Here is a 19729-nt window from a genome sequence, read left to right as displayed (position 1 = left end):
GGGTTTCGGCCACAACACAACCGGGGCTTCCGATGTTTGCTCTTGTATTGATAGCAGCCAGCGCTTACCAGCAAAGCGCTGGAGCCGTTTTTTATTCATAATCCGCACGCACAGCCGTGCCCGTTCACGCCATGCCCAGCGACCTGATCGTCCACCGCCCCGAAGGCCTGTACTGCCCGCCCGGGGACTTCTACATCGACCCCTGGCGGCCGGTGGAGCGGGCCGTGATCACGCATGCGCATTCCGACCACGCGCGCAGGGGCTCGGCCCACTACCTGGCACACGAGGGCAGCGCGGGCACGCTGCGCAACCGGCTGGGCGCCGGCATCGCGCTGCAGACGCTGGCCTACGGCCAAGCCATCGGCCACCAGGGCGTGACGCTGTCGCTGCACCCGGCCGGGCATGTGCTGGGCTCGGCCCAGGTGCGCATCGAACACGGCGGCCAGGTGTGGGTGGCCTCGGGCGACTACAAGCTGGAGCGCGACGGCACCTGCCCGCCGTTCGAGCCGGTGCGCTGCCACACCTTCATCACCGAATCCACCTTTGGCCTGCCCATCTACCGCTGGCCGGCGCAGCCCGCGCTGTTGGCCGACATCAATGCCTGGTGGGCCGCCAACGCGGCGGCGGGCCGGGCCAGCGTGCTGTTTGCCTATGCGTTTGGCAAGGCCCAGCGCCTGCTGCACGGGGTAGACGCCGGCACCGGGCCCATCGTGGTGCATGGCGCGGTGGAGCCGCTGAATGCCGTGTACCGCGCGGCCGGCGTGGCCCTGCCGCCCACGCTGCGCGTGACGGACCCTGGCGTGACCAAAGACCTGCTGCGCCGCGCCCTCGTGATCGCCCCGCCCTCGGCCGCGGGCACGCCGTGGCTCAAGCGCTTTGGTGAGCATTCCGATGCCTTTGCCAGCGGCTGGATGCTGGTGCGCGGCGCCCGCCGCCGCCGGGGCGTGGACCGGGGCTTTGTGATGAGCGACCACGCCGACTGGCCCGGCCTGCTGCAGGCCATTGGCGCCACCGGGGCCGAACGCGTGATCGTCACGCACGGCAGCACGGCGGTGATGGTGCGCTGGCTGTGCGAACAGGGGCTGGACGCCCAGGTGTTTGCCACCGAATACGGCGCGGACGACGACAACGAGGACGACGCCGCTGCAGCGCCCGAACCGGCCACTGCGCAAGCCGACGCGCCCGCGCCCGGAGAGGCCGCGCCATGAAGCAGTTCGCCGCCCTCTTCCAGGCGCTCGACGCCACCACCGCGCAGTCGGCCAAGCAGGCAGCGCTGGTGGCCTACCTGCGCGTGGCGCCCGCGGGCGACGCGGCCTGGGCCGTGTACTTCCTCGCGGGCGGCAAGCCGCGCCAGATGGTGCCTACCAAGCGCCTCAAGGCCCTGGCGCAGCAGGCTGCCGGCCTGCCCGAATGGCTGTTTGACGAAAGCTACGAGGCCGTGGGCGACCTGGCCGAAACCCTGGCCCTGCTGCTGCCCCCGCCCGCGCAGGCGGTGGACCTGCCGCTGGCCGAATGGATGGCGCAGCTGCTGCCGCTGCGCGCCCTGCCGCCCGAGGAGGCCGACGCCCGGCTGCGCGCGCAGTGGGGCATGCTGGCGGCGGAACAGCGCTTTGTGTACTTCAAGCTCATCACCGGCAACTTCCGCGTGGGCGTGTCGCGCCTGCAGGTCACGCAGGCGCTGGCCGCCGTGAGCGGAGTGGACGCCAAGCGCATCGCGCACCGGCTGATGGGCTACACGCAGATCGGGCGGCAGCCCCGGGCCGCCGACTACACAGGGCTGGTGGCGCCTGCCGAGGGCGCGGAGGACAACGCGCCGGACGACAGCGCGGCAGGGCACCCCTACCCGTTTTTCCTGGCCCACCCCTTCAACCAGCCCGTGGCCGACATGCCCGCTTTGCTGGGCGCGGTGCAGGACTGGCAGGTGGAGTGGAAGTGGGATGGCATCCGCGCGCAGATCGTGCGCCGGGCCGGCGCCGTGTGGCTGTGGTCGCGCGGCGAAGAGCTGGTGACCGACCGCTTTCCCGAGCTGGCCGAGGCCGCGCTGGCCCAGTGGCCCGGCGGCACCGTGGTGGACGGCGAGATCCTGGTGTGGCTGCCGGAGGAGCCCCGGCCCCGCCCCTTTGCCGACCTGCAAAAGCGCCTGGGCCGCAAGACCCTGGGCCCCAAGCTGCTGCGCGAACTGCCCGTGGTGCTGGTCTGCTACGACCTGCTGGAGCATGCGGGGCAGGACCTGCGCCAGACTCCGCAGCACGCGCGGCGTGCGCTGCTGGAGGGCCTCGTGGAGCCCCCCGCACCGTTCACGCTGAGCCTGTCGAAGCGCGGCGCAGGACTTCGACAAGCTCAGTCCGAACGGCTGGATGAGTTCAAACTGGCGCCTTCCCCAACATCGGAGCTTGCCTCCACCACTGCGCCATCTCCCAACACCCTGCGCCTGAGCCCCCTGCTGCACGGCGCGGACTGGCCGGACCTGGCCCGCCAGCGCGAGGCCGCGCGCGGCCTGGGCACCGAGGGCTTCATGCTCAAGCACCGCGATGCGCGCTACGGCGTGGGCCGCACCAAGGACGTGGGCGTGTGGTGGAAGTGGAAGATCGACCCCATGAGCGTGGACGCCGTGCTCCTCTACGCCCAGCGCGGCCACGGCCGGCGCGCGAGCCTGTACACCGACTACACCTTTGCGGTGTGGAGCGGCCCGCCGGAGGACCAAGAGCGGCAGCTCGTGCCCTTTGCCAAGGCGTACTCGGGCCTCACCGATGCGGAGATCGCCCAGGTGGACGCCATCGTGCGCAAGACCACGCGCGAGACCTTTGGCCCCGTGCGCAGCGTGGAGGCCACGCAGGTCTTCGAGCTGGGCTTCGAGGGCATTGCGAAGAGCCCGCGCCACAAGAGCGGCATTGCGGTGCGCTTCCCGCGCATGCTGCGCTGGCGGCAGGACAAGCCCGTGGCCGAGGCCGACACGCTGCAGACCCTGGCCGCCCTGCTGCCGGACGCCCGCCCATGAGCACGGCGCGGCGTCCCCGCAGGCCCGCGCCCGCCAAGGCCCCCGGCGCCGCCGACGCCTGGATGGCCGCGCGCGGCTGGCAGCCCTTCGGCTTCCAGCGCGAGGTATGGCAGGCCCTGGGCGAAGGCCGCTCGGGCCTGCTGCACGCCACCACGGGCGCGGGCAAGACCTATGCTGTGTGGCTGGGCGCATTGCAGCACCTGGCACACACCCCACCCGTTCGGGCTGAGCCTGTCGAAGCCGGGGTGCAGCAAGCTCCATCCCCGCCCGTCCGGGCTGAGCTTGTCGAAGCCACCGCACTGCGCGCCCACCGCGCCGCCGCCCCGCCCCTCACCGTGCTGTGGATCACCCCCATGCGCGCCCTGGCGGCCGACACGCTGCGCGCGCTGCAGGCCCCCCTGCCCGGCCTGGCGCCCACGTGGACCAGCGGCCTGCGCACCGGCGACACCGCCAGCGGCGAGCGCGCCGCGCAGGACCGCCGGCTGCCCACGGTGCTGGTGACCACGCCCGAGAGCGTGTCGCTGCTGCTGGCGCGGGCCGACGCGCACGAGCGGCTGGGCTCTGTGCGTCTGGTGGTGGTGGACGAGTGGCATGAGCTGGTGGGCAACAAGCGCGGCGTGCAGGTGCAGCTGGCGTTGGCGCGCCTGTCGGGCTGGAACCCGCAGCTGCAGGTGTGGGGCATGTCGGCCACGCTGGGCAACCTGGCCGAAGCGCTTCAGACGCTGCTGCCCCACCCAGCGCCCGGCGCCGCACCAGCACCTCCGGCGGTGCTGGTGCAGGGGCGCATCGACAAGCGGCTGGACGTGCAGGTGATGCTGCCCGCGCGGGCCGACCGCTTTGCATGGGCGGGCCACATGGGCCTGAGCCTGCTGCCGCAGGTGGTGCAGGCCATCGAGGCGTGTGCGTCCACGCTGGTGTTCACCAACACCCGCTCGCAGGCCGAGCGCTGGTACCAGGCGCTGCTGGAATCGCGGCCCGACTGGGCGGGCATGCTGGCGCTGCACCACGGATCGCTGAGCCAGGAGGTGCGCACCTGGGTGGAAGGCGGGCTCAAGACGGGCACGCTGAAGGCGGTGGTCTGCACGTCCAGCCTGGACCTGGGCGTGGACTTTCTGCCGGTGGAGCAGGTGCTGCAGATCGGCTCGGCCAAGGGGGTGGCGCGGCTGGTGCAGCGCGCGGGCCGCTCGGGCCATGCACCGGGGCGCACATCGAGCATCACGCTGGTGCCCACGCACAGCCTGGAGCTGGTGGAGGCCGCCGCCGCGCGGCGTGCGCTGGCGCAGGGCCGCATCGAGGACCGGCATTCGCCCCGCGCGCCGCTCGACGTGCTGGTGCAGCACTTGGTGACGATCGCGCTGGGCGGCGGCTTTGTGCCCGGCACGCTGCTGGCCGAAGTGCGCCGCGCACCCGCCTATGCGCAACTGGCCGACAACGACTGGCAGTGGGCGCTGCAGTTCGTGCGCCAGGGCGGCGCGTCGCTGGCGACTTACCCGGATTTTCACCGCGTGGTGCCCGACGAGGACGGCATGTGGCGCGTGCCCGATGCGCGGCTGGCGCGCCGCCACCGCAGCAACATCGGCACCATCGTGAGCGATGCGAGCATGCAGGTGCAGTTCGTGAGCGGCGGGCGGCTGGGCTCGGTGGAAGAGAGCTTCATCGCGCGCCTCAGGCCCGGCGACGTGTTCATGTTCGCGGGCCGCCTGCTGGAGCTGGTGCGCACCCAGCAGATGACGGCCTATGTGCGCGTGGCCCCCAAGGGCAGCGCCGCGCTGCCGCGCTGGAATGGCGGGCGCATGCCGCTGTCCAACACGCTGGCCGACGCCATGCTGGAGGTTCTGGAGCAGGCCGAGCGCGGCGTGTATGCCACGCCCGAGATGCGCTGCGCCCGCCCGCTGCTGGAGCTGCAGCATGCCTGGTCGGCCCTGCCCACGCCCGGCCGCCTGGTGGCCGAGACGCTGCACACGCGCGAGGGCTGGCACCTGTACCTGTACCCCCTGGCGGGCCGCCTGGTGCACCTGGGGCTGGCCGGGCTGCTGGCCTGGCGTGCATCGCAGCAGGTGGCCAACACGTTCTCCATTGCCGTCAACGACTACGGGCTGGAGCTGCTGTCGGCCAAGCCCATCGACTGGGCCGCGCTGCTGCCGCGCCTGATCGGCGAGGGCACCCCCACCGCCGTGGGGCAAGGGCTGGAGGACGAGGTGCTGGCCAGCCTGAACGCCACCGAGATGGCACGCCGGCGCTTTCGCGAGATCGCGCGCATCGCGGGCCTGATCTTCCAGAGCCACCCGGGCGAGCAGCGCAGCAGCCGGCAGCTGCAGGCGTCATCCTCGCTGTACTACGACGTGTTCGCGCAGTACGACCCCGGCAACCTGCTGCTGGCCCAGGCCCGCGCCGAGCTGCTGGCGCAGGAGCTGGACATGGAGCGCCTGGCCCGCACCCTGCGCAGCATGCAGGCGAAGGCGCTGAGCGTGCACGCCATCGAGCGCCCCACCCCGTTTGCCCTGCCGCTGATGGTGGAGCGCTTTCGCGAGCGCCTGAGCACCGAGACCCTGGCCGACCGGCTGGCCCGCATGGTGCAGGCGCTGGAGCAGGCGGCCGACGAAACCACCGGCACGCACCTGGTCCCCACGACGGTCCACGCTGCAGACCTGACCTGGGACGAGCCCGACAAGCCCTCCGCACAGCGGCGTGCCCGGCGCGATGCGGGCCCGCGCAGCCCTGTGCGGCACCCCCGCGGCCGGCACGGGTTTTGAAGCCGCCAGCGCCAGCGCGCACCACAATGCCGCTGGTGAACGCACCCGATCACTTCATCGCCGCAACGCCCCCGCAGACCCCGCCTGCGGGCGCCTGCCCGCTCACCCTGCCCTGCGGCACCCTGCTGTGGCTGCTGCCCGAACGTGCCGTGTGGTGGCCTGCGGCCGGCAGCGTGTTCGTGGCCGACGTGCACTTCGGCAAGGCGGCGGCGTTTCGCCGCGCGGGCCAGCCCGTGCCGCATGGCACCACGGCCGGCAACCTGGCGCGGCTGGATGCCGTGCTGGCTGCCACGGGCGCGCGGCGCCTGGTGTTTCTGGGCGACTTCCTGCACGCACGCAGCGGCGCGGAAGAAGGGCTGTGGAAACAGCTGCGGCCCTGGCGCGCCCGCCACGCCGCCGTGCAGATGACGCTGGTGCGCGGCAACCACGACCGGCACGCGGGCGATCCGCCGGCGCAGCTCGCCATGGCACGGGTGGACGAGCCCTGGCCGCCCGTGCCGGGCGCGCCCGTGCTGGCCTGCCACCACCCCCAGGCCGTGGCGGGCCACACCGTGCTGGCCGGGCACTGGCATCCCGTGGTGCGCCTGCGCGGGCGGGCGCACGACACGCTCAGCGCGCCCTGCTTTGGCTGGGGCGACGGGCAGCTGGTGCTGCCGGCGTTCGGGGCGTTCACCGGGGCGTCGCCGGTGGCGCTGCCCCGCCACTGGCGGCCGTTCGCGGCCGCGCCGGGCCAGGTGGTCCGTGTGCCGCCCGCCGCCTGAACGGCGCCGGCATGCCGGCCTGCTACCACCGTTTTAGTGAAAAAAAGTGCGTCCCGCCCATGAAAATTTTGCATTATGAGATTCGATTGCAAAAATGAGGGGGCCCGACAGGCCTGAGCAAGGAGAATCACCGAGCATCCGCATTTGACCCGTTGCGCGCGCCGCCGGCGGGGCATCTACTTACTCCGTTTCGAGAGACAAGCCATGACGACCCAGCAACCATCCATCATCTACACCCTGACCGACGAGGCCCCCCGCCTCGCCACGGCCTCCTTCCTGCCCATCGTCCGCACGTTCGCGGCGCCGGCGGGCATCAGCGTGCTGGAGAGCGACATCTCGGTGGCCGCCCGCGTGCTGGGCGAGTTCCCCGACTACCTGACCGAGGAACAGCGCGTTCCCAACAACCTGGCCGACCTGGGCAAGAAGACGCTGCAGCCCGACGCCAACATCATCAAGCTGCCCAACATCTCCGCCTCCGTCTCCCAGCTCAAGGCCGCCATCGCCGAGCTGCAGGCCAAGGGCTACGCGCTGCCGGACTACCCCGACCAGCCCAAGGACGACAAGGAAAAGGAAATCAAGGCCCGCTACGGCAAGTGCATCGGCTCGGCCGTGAACCCCGTGCTGCGCGAAGGCAACTCCGACCGCCGCGCGCCCAAGGCCGTTAAGGAATACGCGCGCAAGAACCCGCACAGCATGGCCGAGTGGAGCCAGGCCTCGCGCTCGCACGTGTCGCACATGCACGCCGGCGACTTCTACCACGGCGAAAAGTCCATGACGCTGGACCGCGCCCGCGACGTGAAGATGGAGCTGATCACCAAGAGCGGCAAGACCATCATCCTGAAGCCCAAGGTCAGCCTGCTCGACCGCGAAGTGATCGACAGCATGTTCATGAGCAAGAAGGCCCTGCTGGCCTTCTACGAGAAGGAAATCGAAGACGCGCGCAAGACCGGCGTGATGTTCTCGCTGCACGTGAAGGCAACGATGATGAAGGTGTCGCACCCCATCGTGTTCGGCCACTGCGTGAAGATCTTCTACAAGGAAGCGTTCGAGAAACACGCCAAGACCTTCGAAGAGCTGGGCGTGAACGTGAACAATGGCATGGTCGATCTGTACAACAAGATCGAGGCCCTGCCGCAAAGCCAGCGCGACGAGATCAAGCGCGACCTGCACGCCTGCCACGAGAACCGCCCCGAGCTGGCCATGGTGGACTCTGCCAAGGGCATCACCAACTTCCACTCGCCCAACGACATCATCGTGGACGCCTCCATGCCCGCCATGATCCGCAACGGCGGCAAGATGTGGGACGCCAACGGCCGCCTGAAGGACGTGAAGGCCGTGATGCCCGAGTCGACCTTCGCCCGCATCTACCAGGAGATCATCAACTTCTGCAAGTGGCACGGCGCGTTCGACCCCAAGACCATGGGCACCGTGCCCAACGTGGGCCTGATGGCCCAGCAGGCCGAAGAGTACGGCTCGCACGACAAGACCTTCGAGATCCCCGAAGACGGCGTGGCCAACATCACCGACCTGGCCACCGGCGAGGTGCTGCTGTCGCAAAACGTGGAAGCCGGCGACATCTGGCGCATGTGCCAGGTCAAGGACGCCGCCATCCGCGACTGGGTGAAGCTGGCCGTGAACCGCGCCCGCAACTCCGGCATGCCCGTGGTGTTCTGGCTCGACTCGTACCGTCCGCACGAAGCGCAGCTCATCACCAAGGTCAAGATGTACCTGCACGAGCACAACACCACCGGCCTGGACATCCAGATCATGAGCCAGGTGCGTGCGATGCGCTACACGCTGGAGCGCGTGATCCGCGGCCTGGACACCATCAGCGCCACCGGCAACATCCTGCGCGACTACCTGACCGACCTGTTCCCCATCATGGAACTGGGCACCTCGGCCAAGATGCTGTCCATCGTGCCGCTGATGGCCGGTGGCGGCATGTACGAGACGGGTGCCGGCGGCTCCGCGCCCAAGCACGTGCAGCAGCTGGTGGAAGAAAACCACCTGCGCTGGGACAGCCTGGGCGAGTTCCTGGCCCTGGCCGTGTCGCTGGAAGACCTGGGCCTGAAGAACAACAACCCCCGCGCCAAGCTGCTGGCCAAGACGCTGGACGCCGCCACGGGCAAGCTCCTGGACAACAACAAGAACCCCAGCCCCAAGACGGGCCAGCTGGACAACCGCGGCAGCCAGTTCTACCTGGCCCTGTACTGGGCGCAGGAACTGGCCGCGCAGACCGAGGATGCCGAACTGGCCGCCAAGTTCGCGCCCCTGGCCAAGCAGCTGACCGAGAACGAGCAGAAGATCGTCGACGAGCTGAACGCCGTGCAAGGCCATGCGGCCGACATCGGCGGCTACTACCTGCCCGACCTGGCCAAGCTGGATGCCGTGATGCGCCCCAGCAAGACGCTGAACGCCGCCCTGGAAACGGTGAAGTAATCTGGCCGCCCGGCGGACTCAAGCCAAATCAGGCTCCAGCGCTTACCCAGTAAGCGCTGGCAGCTATCAAAACAGTAGCATCAGAACACAAAGGCCCCGCTTTCGAGCGGGGCCTTTGTGCTTTGGGGGTGCGCTGCAGACGCTTACGGGCGCGCGCGCTCCGCAACCCGGCTTTCCAGCGGCGCGGGCACATACGCGGGCACAAAGGCGCAGCCCTTGCCGAACGTGGCCTCGAACGCGGGGCACTGGCGGGCCATGCCCTCGGGCGTGGGCTTTTCGCCCATGTCCACCCAGCGCAGCAGCGCGGCCATCAGCGTGGGGTAGGTCGGGTCGCTCAGGTAGCTGTGCGTGGCGTGGCGGGTGAAGGTCTGCACCAGGCGCGCCGCGCTGCCGCCGCGCTCCATGGTCTGCCTGAAGGCCGCATCCAGCTCGACAAAGGCCGTGGGGTCGTCCACGCCCTTGACGGTGAGAACGGGCACGAGGATGCGGCCCGTGAGGTCCGTGTCCTCGGCAAAGCGCGCCACGGCACCGGGGTCGGCACGGTAGCGCAGCACGGCGGCGTTCAGCGCTGCGTCGTCGGGCGAGCCCTGGTACTGCGCGCCCACGTTGCCAAACGGGCTGGCGCCGCCCGTGCGGTGCTGCACCACGTCGCGGAAGTGGAAGGTGGCCCAGTTCAGGTGGCTCTGGAGGGAGCTGGCCGGGATGCGGATCACGTCCACGATGGTTTGGACCTTGCGCTGCTGCCCGGGCGTGCGCTCGGCCGCGGGCTTGTTCAGCGCCAGGCATTCGTTCACGCGTGCGGCCAGGTCGGCCGGGGTCATCGCCGCATCGGCAGGCAGGCCGATGTTCAGCGGGTACTGCGCCTCGCCGGGCCGGGGGTGGTTGTGGCACAGGGACTGGTAGACCACCCGCAGGTCGGTGCGGAAGTCGTACGAGCGCGTGCCGCCCGCCAGCACGCCGCTGGTGAGCAGCACGGCGTCGTAGGGGCGCTTGCCGTCAGCGGTGGTGGTGAACATCTCGGCCCCCTTGGCCGCCACGCTGGCGCCCCAGGACTGGCCGTGGAGGATGGTGCGCTGCGGCTGGGCCACGTGGCGCACGAAGATCTGCCGCAGCCGCTCGGTGTCCTCGGCCGCGGCGCGCACCGCCACGCCGCCCTGGCGGAAGGTGCTGCCCGCCCAGGCATACCCGGCGCGCACCATGACGGACCAGCGCTCCAGGTCTTCCACCGACCGCTCCCTCTTGGGCGCGCCCAAGGCCGGGCCGCCATGGGCGTGCAGCACCAGGTGGCCGTTCCATTGCTGCGGCAGGGCGATCAGGTAGTAGGCGCCCGCGGAGTCCTGGCCCGACAGGCAGCGCGCGATGGGCGCCAGGGCCGGCGGGCAGGCGGTTCTTTGCGGGGCGGCCTCGGCACGGGCATCAGGCACCCCCACGCCCTGCCCCGCAGGCGCCGCCGCCTGCGGAGGCGGTGTGGAACAGGCCGCCAGCGCAGCAGCCACCAGCAGGCCCAAAGCCCGCGCGGGGCGCAACGCTGCGCGGAGGCAGGGACGGCAGGCGCCTGCAGCCTGCGAACGGATGGATGCGTTCATGGACAGATGCCTCCTGGATGGGGGCCGCGACGCCAGCCGAGAAACCGGGCCGGGGCTGGCGCCAGCGGCCTTCGCGCTGGCGAACGCGGCGCTGCACGCGGTGCGTACCGCGTGCAGGAGGCCCTAGGGATGCTCTGCACGAATCGAGCGGAAAGTGTGCGCTGCGGATCGAGAGGGGCTGCAAGGCGCAAAACGCAGCAATAGCCGTCGCTATTGCGAGGTTTTGCAACGCCGCAGACCGCCCGAGTCCGCAGATGCACACGGCGCGATGATTCGTGAAGAGGATCCCTAGTTGTTGCCTGCCGCAATCCCCTCACGGCGCGGGTCGGCGCCGCCGGCGTAGGTGCCTGCGGCGGGATTGCGGGCGAACAGCCCGGTCTGGCCGCTGGCGCGCACGCCGTTGAACACCACGCCATGCAGGCCGCTGGTGAAGCTGTCCGTCTGCGCCACGGTGTGGCCCCGTGCCTTGAGGCCGTCGCGCAGGGCGGCCGTGTCGATCACCGAGCCCTTTTCCAGCGAGGTGGTGGCGTTGGTCTGCGCGCCAAAGTTGGGCAGGTTGATGGCCTGCTGCACGTTCAGGCCCCAGTCGGCCAGGCCGATGATGGACTTGGCGGTGTACTGGATGATGGCGCTGCCGCCGGGCGAGCCGATCACGCCTTCCACATCGCCCGTGGCGGCGTTGAAGATCACCGTGGGGGCCATGGAGCTGCGGGGGCGCTTGCCGGCCTGCACGCTGTTGGCGATAGGCTTGCCCGCACCATCCGTGGCGGTGAACGAGAAGTCGGTGAGCTGGTTGTTCAGCAGGAAGCCGCGCACCATCTGCAGACTGCCGAAGCCGTTTTCGATGGTGGTGGTCATGGAGACGACATTGCCATTGCGGTCCACGATGGACATGTGGCTGGTGGAGGGCAGGCTGGGCGAGGTGTCCTTGCCCAGGGCCACGGCCACGCCCGGGGGCGTGCCGGCCGCGGGCGAGCCGAGGGTCTGGTCCATGCGGATGAGCTTGGCGCGGCTGTTCAGGTAGGCCGGGTTGACGAGGCCGTCCTGCGGCACGTTCACGAAGTCCGGATCGGCCACGTACAGCGCCCGGTCTGCATAGGCCAGGCGGTAGGCTTCCGAGACCAGGTGCACGGAGTCGAGCGTGTTGGGCTTGAGGGCCGCCACATCGAAGTTCTGCAGGATGCCCAGCGTCTGCAGCACCGCGATGCCGCCCGAGCTGGGGGCCGGCATGCCGCACACCCGGTACTGCACGCGGTACACGCCGCATACGGGCTCGCGCACCTTGTGCGTGTAGCCTGCCAGATCGTCCAGCGACAGGCGGCCCGGGTTGGTGGGGTGCTGGGTGACCTTGGCCACGATGTCGGCCGCGATCGCTCCCTTGTAAAACGCGTCGGCCCCTCCCGCGGCAATGGCGCGGAAGGTGGCGGCCAGCTCGGGGTTCTTGAGCAGCGTGCCGGTGGCCTTGGCCGTGCCGTCGGCGTTAAGGAAGTAGCTGGCGCCGGGCTCGCCCTGCGCCTTGATGCGCGCGGCCGAGCCGGCGATGGACACGCTCATGCGCTGCGAGATGGGGAAGCCGTTTTCGCTGAGCTGGATGGCGGGCTCGAACAGGTCCTTCCACGGCAGCTTGCCATGGGCCTTGTGCGCGGCCTCCAGCATGCGCAGCAGGCCCGGGGTGCCCACGGACAGGCCGCCATCCACGGCGTTGAGGAAGGCCAGCGGCTTGCCATCGGCACCGATGAACTGGTCGGGCGTGGCCTTGGCAGGTGCGGTTTCACGGCCATCGTAGGCCAGCAGCTTGCTGGCGCCCTTGTCGTAGTGCAGCATGAACGCGCCGCCGCCGATGCCCGAGGACTGCGGCTCCACCAGGTTCAGCACCATCTGCACCGCAATGGCGGCATCCACGGCGGAGCCCCCCTTGGCCAGGATGTCCACCCCCGCCTTCACGGCCAGCGGGTTGGCGGCCGAGACCATGTCCTTGTTGGCGTACGCGATGGCCTTGGGCGTGTAGCCCGAGGGCGGTTCGGGCGGCACGTACTGCTCGCCAGGCTCCGGCTGCAGTGCCAGGCCGGAGCCGCCGCCGCAGGCGACAAGGGTGGCGGCCGCAAGGGCACTGAGCGTGGCATGCAAGGCCCGGCGACGGGTGATGAGGGACATGGCTGGTTCTCCTGTGCTGTGGGTATGACGTTGTTGTGCGAATCCGGTGCACGCGCCCAGTGCGGCACCACCGCCCCGGTGGCGGCCGCAGGTTCCATGCCAGCGGCATGAAGGTGCTTCAGCGATTTTTGAGAGCCTCGCCAAAGTGTCTTTTTGGGCAGGCTCCTGAAACGTTCTTACGGATCCGTAAAACATTGTGCGTGCGCTGGCGTTTTTTTGCACAGCAGTCCCTGCACCGCGACAGGCCCCCACGGCACAGCCCCCTCTACGGCAGGAGCCGGGCCCTGCGCGCAAGCAAGGGCCCCCGGAGGCATCAGGAGGCCGTGGCCATGGCGGGCCGCGCAGCCCGCGCCGCCACCCCCACGCCCACGAGCGCCGCCGACACCACGCTCAGGCCCAGGGTCAGGGCCGAGCCGTAGAAGATGCCCGCCGTCATGCCGTGGTCCAGCATGGCGCCGAACACCGGCGCCGCCAGGCAAAAGCCCAGGTCCAGGCCCGAGTACACCGTGCCATACACGCGGCCCGTGGCGCCGGGGGGCGCGGCCCGCTTGATCAGCATGTCGCGCGAAGGGCCGGCCAGGCCCGTGCCCAGCCCGGCCACCGAGGCCACGACCAGCGCCGCCATGCCGGGCAGCAGCCCGGAAGCCACCACCACCAGCAGCGCGGCCGAGCCGAGCAGGCACACGGAGATGATCTTTTCGAGCCGCTGCACGCGCCCCACCAGGAAGCCGCCCACCAGCATGCCCGCCGCGCCGCACAGCATGTAGCCGGTGACGACCATGGCCGTCACGCTCAGCGGCAGGCCGTACATGGACTGCAGTGCCGGGCTGGCAAAGCTCTGGATGGCGCTGAGCGCGCAGGTGCTCCAGAAGAAGAACGAAAAGCACAGCCACACCGAGGGCAGCTTGAGGAAGGCCATGGGGTGCTCGGGTTGGGCCGCCGCTGCGCCGCCCTTGGCCTGGTGCGCCCAGGCGCCCTGGCGGTCATCGAGTGCGTCGCGGTTCCAGACCATGATGGCCAGCACCGTGAGGGCCAGCAGGCCGCCGCACAGGCAGGCCGTGCGCCACGAGCCGGTGGCCGTGGCAATGCCCGCCATGAAGACGGGCGCCGTGGCCCAGCCGAGGTTGCCGCTGATGCCGTGCACCGAGAAGCCGTGGCCCAGCCGCTGCGGCGACACCCGCTTGTTCAGGATGGTGAAGTCCACCGGGTGGAACGGCGCGTTGCCCAGCCCCGCCAGCGCAGCGGCCACCAGCAGGCCGGTGTAGCCCTGCGCCGTGCCCGCCGTGAGGCCGGCGGCCGCAAAACTCGACAGCGCAAAGAACATCACCGGCCGGGCGCCGACCCGGTCCACCAGAAAGCCCGACAGCGCCTGGCCCACGCCCGAGATGACGAAGAACACGGAAACCAGGAGCCCCAGCTCGGAATAGCTGAAGCCGAATTCACCGATCAGCCACGGGAACAGCGGCGGCAGCAGCATGTGGAAGAAGTGGGAGCTGCCATGGGCCAGGCCGATCAGTCCGATCGTGCGGGCATCCTGGCGCAGGGGCGCCGGCGTGGAGGCTTGGGGGGCGGAAGGCTGGGTCATGGACTTGATCTTAGGCAGGCCGGCCGCGGCAGGTTTACGATAGACGGACAACTTCTGTCGCAAACATGCCAACACCCGCCTCACCGCCCCCGCACTTCGCCGCCGCCGTGGTGCCCCGGGAGCGGCGGGGGGTCGCCTACGTGGACTCGCTCACGCCCGAGCTGTTCGTGCCCACCAGCGCGCGCCCCGTGCGCGCCAAGCTGCGCTGGCTGGCCGCCGACACGCAGGTGATGCCGCACAGCCACCCCTGGGCGCAGGTGGCCATCTCGACCACCGGCGTGATCCGCCTGACGGTGAGCCACGGCACCTACATCGTGCCGCCCTCGCGCGCGCTGTGGATCCCGCCCGGCGTGGAACATGCCGTGACCATGGTGGAAGACGCGGACCTGCGCACGCTGTATTTCCACCAGCCGCGCGGCCGGTGCGGCCCTGGTGCCCTGGGCGCGGCGCGCGAGGGCGCCGCCGATGCCGCCGCGGCCCCGGCCCACTGGCGGCAGTGCCGGGTGCTGGAGGTGTCCGACCTGCTGCGCGCCCTGGTGCGCGAAATGCCCACGGCCCCCGACGGCGGCCCGGCGCTCACGGCGGCCGGGCGGCAGCGCGAGCAGCACCTGAGCGCCCTCATCCGCGACGAACTGGCCCACGCCGCCGCCGTGAAGCTGGGCGTGGACCTGCCACAGGACAAGCGCCTGCTGCACCTGTGCGAAGCCGTGCTGGCCGACCCCACCCGCCATGAAACCCTGGCCGACTGGGCGCAAGACACCGGCGCCAGCCCGCGCACCGTGGCGCGGCTGTTTCGCGCGGAGCTGGGCGGCACCTTCACCCAGTGGCGCCAGCAGGTGATCCTGGCCAAGGCCGTGGCCCTGGCTGCGGGGCGCATGCCCATGGGGCACATTGCCGCCGAACTGGGCTACAGCCCGAGCGCCTTCAGCGCGATGGTCCGCCGCACGGTGGGCATGCCGCCGGGGCGGTTCTTCGGCCAGCAGGCTGCGGGGGCTGCAGAGCCCGGGGCCTGATCGGGCCGCCGCGCTCCCCCGGCCGCCAGGGTCTGCGGCGCGACAGAGCCCTGCGAAGAAATTTCTAGGCGCTGCCTGCAATCTGCGCCAGCAGCTCCTGGCGGTTGTTCACCGCCAGGCGCAGGTACAGCTGCCGGCGGTGGTAGACCAGCGTATTGGCGCTGACCCCCATGCGTGCGGCGATCTGCGATTCGGGCAGCCCGCGCGCGAGCCAGTAGGCCAGTTCGTGCTGCCGCTGGGGCAACCCCAGCGCCTGCAGCGCCGGCAGCAGCCGGGCCGCGCGCGCCACCCGCTGGACGATGTGGATGCCCACGGCCGCGCCCTGGCCCGCCGCAGCCGCCAGCGCCGTGGCGCGCAGCGAGAACCAGCCGCTGGCATTGCGCAGTTCCATCTGGGGCAGCGCGGACACCGGGCCCTGCGTGCCCGCGCAGTGCAGGCGCTGCAGCAGCAGCTGCAGCGCGGGCGGCAGCTCGGTGCGGCTGCGCCAGCGCGGACCGAACGCCTGCGCCATCAACGCCTCGGCCTGGGGAGAAAGCCACAGCAGCTTCCCCATGGGCGTGGTGACCAGCAGCGCGCTGTCCTGCACGACGCTGTCTTCCGTGTCCATCTCGCCGTACTGCAGGGCGCGCGCCAGGCAGGACTCGACCTGTGCCAGGACGGCAATCTCCTCGCGGCGAAACCAGGGCGACGATGCAGACCGGTAGAGCTTGAGGGCCCCCACGCCCGCGCCCTGCGGCGTGCGCAGCACCAGGCTCACACAGTCGCGGATGCCCCCGGGCCGCACCACCACGTTGTAGAAATCGCTGCGCTGGAACTCGGCCCAGGGCACCTTGATGAGCCGGTCCAGCATTTGCGGCCCGTATTCGCTGCGCACCGCCTCGCTGAAAAACCGCGCGCTGCGGCTCACCACCTTGCGCTCGCTCTCCAGCAGCCGGTTGTCGAAATACGTCGGCATGAGGGCGCTCATCTGAGGGGCCTCCATGAAGACCTCCAGATCCCCATCGCTGCCCGGATAGAAATACCCCCCGTGGTCGAAACCGACAAGGTGGTGCAGCTCCTTGAAGACCGCGGCAATGAGCTGCGGGCCGTTGACGTCAAGGCACGCCATCTGGTGCAGGCGCGCCATCGCCTGCCGCTGGATTCGGCGCTGGATGGGCATGGTGTTGTTGTGCGTTTTTTTGCAAGCAAGCGCGCCGCAGCACGCCTCGCCAACTTCGCACATCTTATTTTCTGCCACCCCACCCCGCCAGGGTGGGGATGCGCGCGGCCCCGCTCCGTAGGCTCATCCATGTCCCCCGGAGCGTCGTCCGGCCTGCGCTGCGGCGCCCGGGGGGCGGGTTGCACCGGCCTGAATTTGCTCTGCATGCAATGGCGTCAGACAGCCGATCGGAAAGCGCCCCAACACACAACACTACCCACAGACCCATGATCCCCACCACCTTGCGCCGTACGCTGCTGCCGCTGCTGCTCGCGGCATCCACCCCCGTCCTGGCCGAGCCTTATGCCATCACCTATACCGGCACGGTTTCCGAGTCCGAGTTTGCCCAGATCAACGACGGCGAGCCCTACCGCCTGACCCTGGTCTTCGACAACGGCGGAGCCTCCGCCGTGAACCAGACCTGGACCGGCGCACACCTGACGTGCGCCCTGTGGCGCATGAACACGACCGGGGATGTGGCCATCGCGCACGACCTGGCCATCGCGCCGCCCTCGATGGCGGACGGCGCCATCACCACCGATGGGGCGGGTGCGCTGGCGTCCGTGTTTTCCCGGCTCGCCGCCCGCGCCAACAGCAGCACCCCGGGCGCAGCGAACGCGACGGGCATCTCGCTGGGCAGCTTTGTGCGCTGGTATGCCAACGATGCCAACTACGTCCTCTACATCCGCTGGGACACGGACGCCGAGGCGAGCTTTGGCGATGCCGGCGGCGGCGTGGCCATGGCCCCGGGCGCATGGAGCGCTCCCCGGCCCTTCTCAGGCCCCTGCGCCGCCACGGCAGTCCCGCCGCCGGCACCGCCCTCTGCCACGCCGGTGCCAGCGCTGTCGGTGCCCGGCCTGGCGCTGCTGGGCCTGGCGGCCGGCGGGTTGGGCGCACGCAGGTTGCGCCGCAACGCCGCAAACCGCCCTGCAAGGCGCTTGCCCGCAGGGTTGGAATGAATCGGGCGATGGGATGCCCGGCGCGCGGGCGTCAGGGCTGCAGCAGCAGCGGCCCGCACAGCCCGCCCGATGGGGTGCGGGCCCATTGCTCGACCCAGGACCACACCAGCTGCACGGCATCCATGCCTTCCGCGCGGCGCTGCAGGCCATGGTCGGCACCGTCCAGGCGGCGGCCGCAGTACGGCACCGTCCGCACGGCGGCGAGGCGTGCAAAGCGCTCGTACGCGGCAGCTGGCACCAGGGCGTCCTCGCTGCCCCACACCTGCAGGAGCGGCCAGGGGCTTTGCACCAGCGGCAAGGTCAGGGGCCAGCTCCACAGATCGCGCCAATACCCCAGGCTGCGGCCCTGCAGCACCGCGCTGTCGGCCCGCCCGCCCGCCTGGGCCTCGCCCAGGGCCTGCCAGTCGGCCTGCGCCTCCAGGCGTTGCGCCTGCAGGGCCCCGGCCTCCTGGGGGTCCAGCCCGCTGGAGGACAGCACCACCAGGCCCGCCAGCTGCGGCACCTCGGGCGCCAGCGCCGGCAGCAGCTCTGCGCCTTCGGAGATCCCCACCAGCAGCTGCGGCAGCGCCGGAGCGCCCGCCTGCGCGCGTTCCCGCGCATCGGCCTGCAGGGCCGCCCGCGCATGCGCAAGCCAGGTGGACAAGCGGTCCTGCTGCACGAAGTCGCGGCCGCAGTCGCCCGGTGCGGTGCGCGCCTGCGGGTCCACGCCCGGCTTGTGCAGCACCAGCACCTGCGCATGCAGCAGGCCCGCGAAGTAGCGGTCGGCAATGCGGCCCATCCCGGCGCAACCCGAACCGGGGATGACGATGACCCGGTAGCGCTGCGGCACCGTGCGCGCATCGCGCACCAGGGCTTGCAGCGTGGCGCCGCCCACGCCAGGCAGCGGGTGGAGGGCAAAGACGGGGTCGGAAGGGCTGGGGACGGGCGCTGCAGGCGCCTGGGCGGGCGTAGAAGAGCCCCCGGGGGAGACACCGGGAGAGGACTCGGCGGAAGCCCCGGAAGAGGCTTCCTTGCCATACACATCCGCCAGCGATTCGGAGGCCGCGGCCGCGTAGAACGGCGGCGGTGCGGCGCACCCGCCCAGGGCCAGGACGGCCGCCGGGGCCACGACCAGGGCCAGCAGCGCGCGGCCCGGACGCCGCAGGGATGCTGCGGCACCAGCAAGAAGTTTTTTTAGATCACGCACCCCTGAAGTCTGGCACGACTGCGCGGCCTTGAGGCCAAGGGCTGCGGCGCAGCGCGCCGGCAGGGCCGGCGAATGCTGCCGGAATCCCGCCAGCCCCTTCAGGGGCGCGCTGCCAGCCCGCTACTTCAGGATGATGACCTGCTCGGGCTGCTGGGGCACGGGCATGGGCATGGGCTGGCCGCCCTGGGGGTACACGGGCGCGGGGCGCACGCCGCGGGCCAGGTTCGGGTCGGAGTAGCCCAGCTGCATGGCGAGCTGCTGGTACACGTCCTGCGCCAGCGACAGCGAGGTTTCGCGCATCACCTTGGCACGGTTGGGCGGGGCGATGTCGCCGCGGTTGGACAGGATCTTGGTGTCGTTGCCCTCGCCCTGGGCGGAGAACGCGGCCTTGATCTCGTACGTCTTGGTGTTGATGAGCGAGAAGTCGGCCAGCAGCTGCAGGCCGTATTGGCGCGTGGCGCTGGTGGTGCCTTGCAGGGGCGAGAGCGCGTCGGTGAACTCGATGCTGGAGACCACGCCGAAGAGCACGTAGTCGGCGCCGTTGAACTCGCCCTTCTTGATGCGGGCGATCACGTCGTTGACCTGGGGCTGCACCTGCGGCGTGGCCATCTTGCCGCCCTGCACCTGGTTGAGCACCTGCTCGGCCTTGCTGGGCTGGGGCTTGCCGGCATCAAAGCCCTTGCCCTGCACCAGCTTGAAGTAGGTGCCCTGCAGGATGGCGCCCTTGATGTCGTTGGTGTAGCCGCCCAGCTCGCGCTGCTCGATGTAGCTGTAGCGCCCGGCCACATAGGTGCCGCTGGCCTGCTCGGACGCCTGCATGGACTGCTGGCCCGAGTACGAGCCCCCGCCGCCGTACATGCCGTGGCTGTAGCCGCCGCCCTGGCTGCCCTGCGCGCTCATCTGGCTGCTGCGCTGGTACGTGCCGGCCACGAAGTATTCGGACACGCGCTGGGCGTAGGCCAGGTCGGTCACGGCGATCTTGGGGGCCGCGCCCGGCTGCTGCGCCTGCGCGCCCGCGCCCCAGGCCAGCGTGGTGGCCGCGATCACGGCCAGGGCCGTGTGCAAGGTGGTTCTGCGTTGCATGGTGTGCTCCTTAG

General features: G+C 70.7%; 13 protein-coding genes. 7 read left to right on the top strand and 6 right to left on the bottom strand.

The genetic code is table 11. The annotated features are described in order from the left end of the window. The first annotated feature begins 131 nt into the window (after window positions 1–131). The 5 genes from ACOYR3_RS01255 to ACOYR3_RS01235 all read left to right on the top strand — a co-directional run bounded on the left by ACOYR3_RS01255 (window position 132) and on the right by ACOYR3_RS01235 (window position 8951). Window positions 132–1208: a ligase-associated DNA damage response exonuclease gene (locus ACOYR3_RS01255; protein ID WP_422846649.1), complete on the top strand. Its 1077-nt coding sequence runs from the start codon at window positions 132–134 to the stop codon at window positions 1206–1208. Continuing rightward, complete coding sequence (locus ACOYR3_RS01250) at window positions 1205–2998, top strand: ATP-dependent DNA ligase (protein ID WP_422844723.1); 1794 nt, start codon at window positions 1205–1207, stop codon at window positions 2996–2998. Before ACOYR3_RS01255 ends, ACOYR3_RS01250 begins: the two co-directional genes overlap by 4 nt. After that, a complete protein-coding gene (locus ACOYR3_RS01245; RefSeq protein ID WP_422844722.1) occupies window positions 2995–5751 on the top strand; it encodes a ligase-associated DNA damage response DEXH box helicase in 2757 nt (918 codons plus the stop codon). Before ACOYR3_RS01250 ends, ACOYR3_RS01245 begins: the two co-directional genes overlap by 4 nt. A gap of 26 nt (window positions 5752–5777) precedes the next feature. Continuing rightward, on the top strand, window positions 5778–6512 hold the full coding sequence (pdeM, locus tag ACOYR3_RS01240) for a ligase-associated DNA damage response endonuclease PdeM (RefSeq protein ID WP_422844721.1): 735 nt from the start codon (window positions 5778–5780) through the stop codon (window positions 6510–6512). Between the two features lie 204 nt (window positions 6513–6716). Further along, complete coding sequence (locus ACOYR3_RS01235; protein WP_422844720.1) at window positions 6717–8951, top strand: NADP-dependent isocitrate dehydrogenase; 2235 nt, start codon at window positions 6717–6719, stop codon at window positions 8949–8951. 143 nt (window positions 8952–9094) lie between these two features. On the opposite strand, the gene ACOYR3_RS01230 is transcribed toward ACOYR3_RS01235, so the two are convergent. The 3 genes from ACOYR3_RS01230 to ACOYR3_RS01220 form a co-directional block, all read right to left on the bottom strand. After that, the gene (locus ACOYR3_RS01230; protein WP_422844719.1) at window positions 9095–10537 is read right to left on the bottom strand and encodes a hypothetical protein; all 1443 of its coding nucleotides are present in this window, start codon (window positions 10535–10537) and stop codon (window positions 9095–9097) included. A gap of 288 nt (window positions 10538–10825) precedes the next feature. Further along, window positions 10826–12691 carry a gamma-glutamyltransferase gene (gene ggt / locus ACOYR3_RS01225; RefSeq protein ID WP_422844718.1) on the bottom strand — a complete coding sequence of 622 codons (1866 nt, stop codon included), beginning with the start codon at window positions 12689–12691 and terminating at the stop codon, window positions 10826–10828. A 313-nt stretch (window positions 12692–13004) separates the two neighbouring features. Next, window positions 13005–14276 (bottom strand): MFS transporter, encoded by a 1272-nt coding sequence (locus tag ACOYR3_RS01220; RefSeq protein ID WP_422844717.1) that lies wholly within the window; start codon window positions 14274–14276, stop codon window positions 13005–13007. Between the two features lie 65 nt (window positions 14277–14341). Between ACOYR3_RS01220 and ACOYR3_RS01215 the strand changes: the two genes are divergently transcribed. Beyond that, on the top strand, window positions 14342–15289 hold the full coding sequence (locus ACOYR3_RS01215; protein WP_422844716.1) for an AraC family transcriptional regulator: 948 nt from the start codon (window positions 14342–14344) through the stop codon (window positions 15287–15289). A gap of 64 nt (window positions 15290–15353) precedes the next feature. Here the strand turns inward: ACOYR3_RS01215 and ACOYR3_RS01210 are convergent, their stop codons facing one another. Continuing rightward, window positions 15354–16448, bottom strand: a complete 1095-nt coding sequence (locus ACOYR3_RS01210) for a helix-turn-helix transcriptional regulator (protein ID WP_422844715.1) — start codon at window positions 16446–16448, stop codon at window positions 15354–15356. 266 nt (window positions 16449–16714) lie between these two features. Here ACOYR3_RS01210 and ACOYR3_RS01205 point away from each other — a divergent pair, with 266 nt between their 5' ends. Further along, a complete protein-coding gene (locus ACOYR3_RS01205; RefSeq protein WP_422844714.1) occupies window positions 16715–17446 on the top strand; it encodes a hypothetical protein in 732 nt (243 codons plus the stop codon). 31 nt (window positions 17447–17477) lie between these two features. On the opposite strand, the gene ACOYR3_RS01200 is transcribed toward ACOYR3_RS01205, so the two are convergent. Together ACOYR3_RS01200 and ACOYR3_RS01195 are read right to left on the bottom strand one after the other, a co-directional pair. Beyond that, the gene (locus ACOYR3_RS01200) at window positions 17478–18632 is read right to left on the bottom strand and encodes an alpha/beta hydrolase (protein ID WP_422844713.1); all 1155 of its coding nucleotides are present in this window, start codon (window positions 18630–18632) and stop codon (window positions 17478–17480) included. 120 nt (window positions 18633–18752) lie between these two features. After that, window positions 18753–19715 carry a hypothetical protein gene (locus ACOYR3_RS01195; protein ID WP_422844712.1) on the bottom strand — a complete coding sequence of 321 codons (963 nt, stop codon included), beginning with the start codon at window positions 19713–19715 and terminating at the stop codon, window positions 18753–18755. Window positions 19716–19729: the final 14 nt, after the last annotated feature.

Origin of the sequence: Acidovorax sp. M2(2025), assembly GCF_049330835.1 — a bacterium.
GTDB lineage: Bacteria > Pseudomonadota > Gammaproteobacteria > Burkholderiales > Burkholderiaceae_C > Acidovorax.
This window is presented reverse-complemented; position numbering and strand designations above follow the sequence as displayed.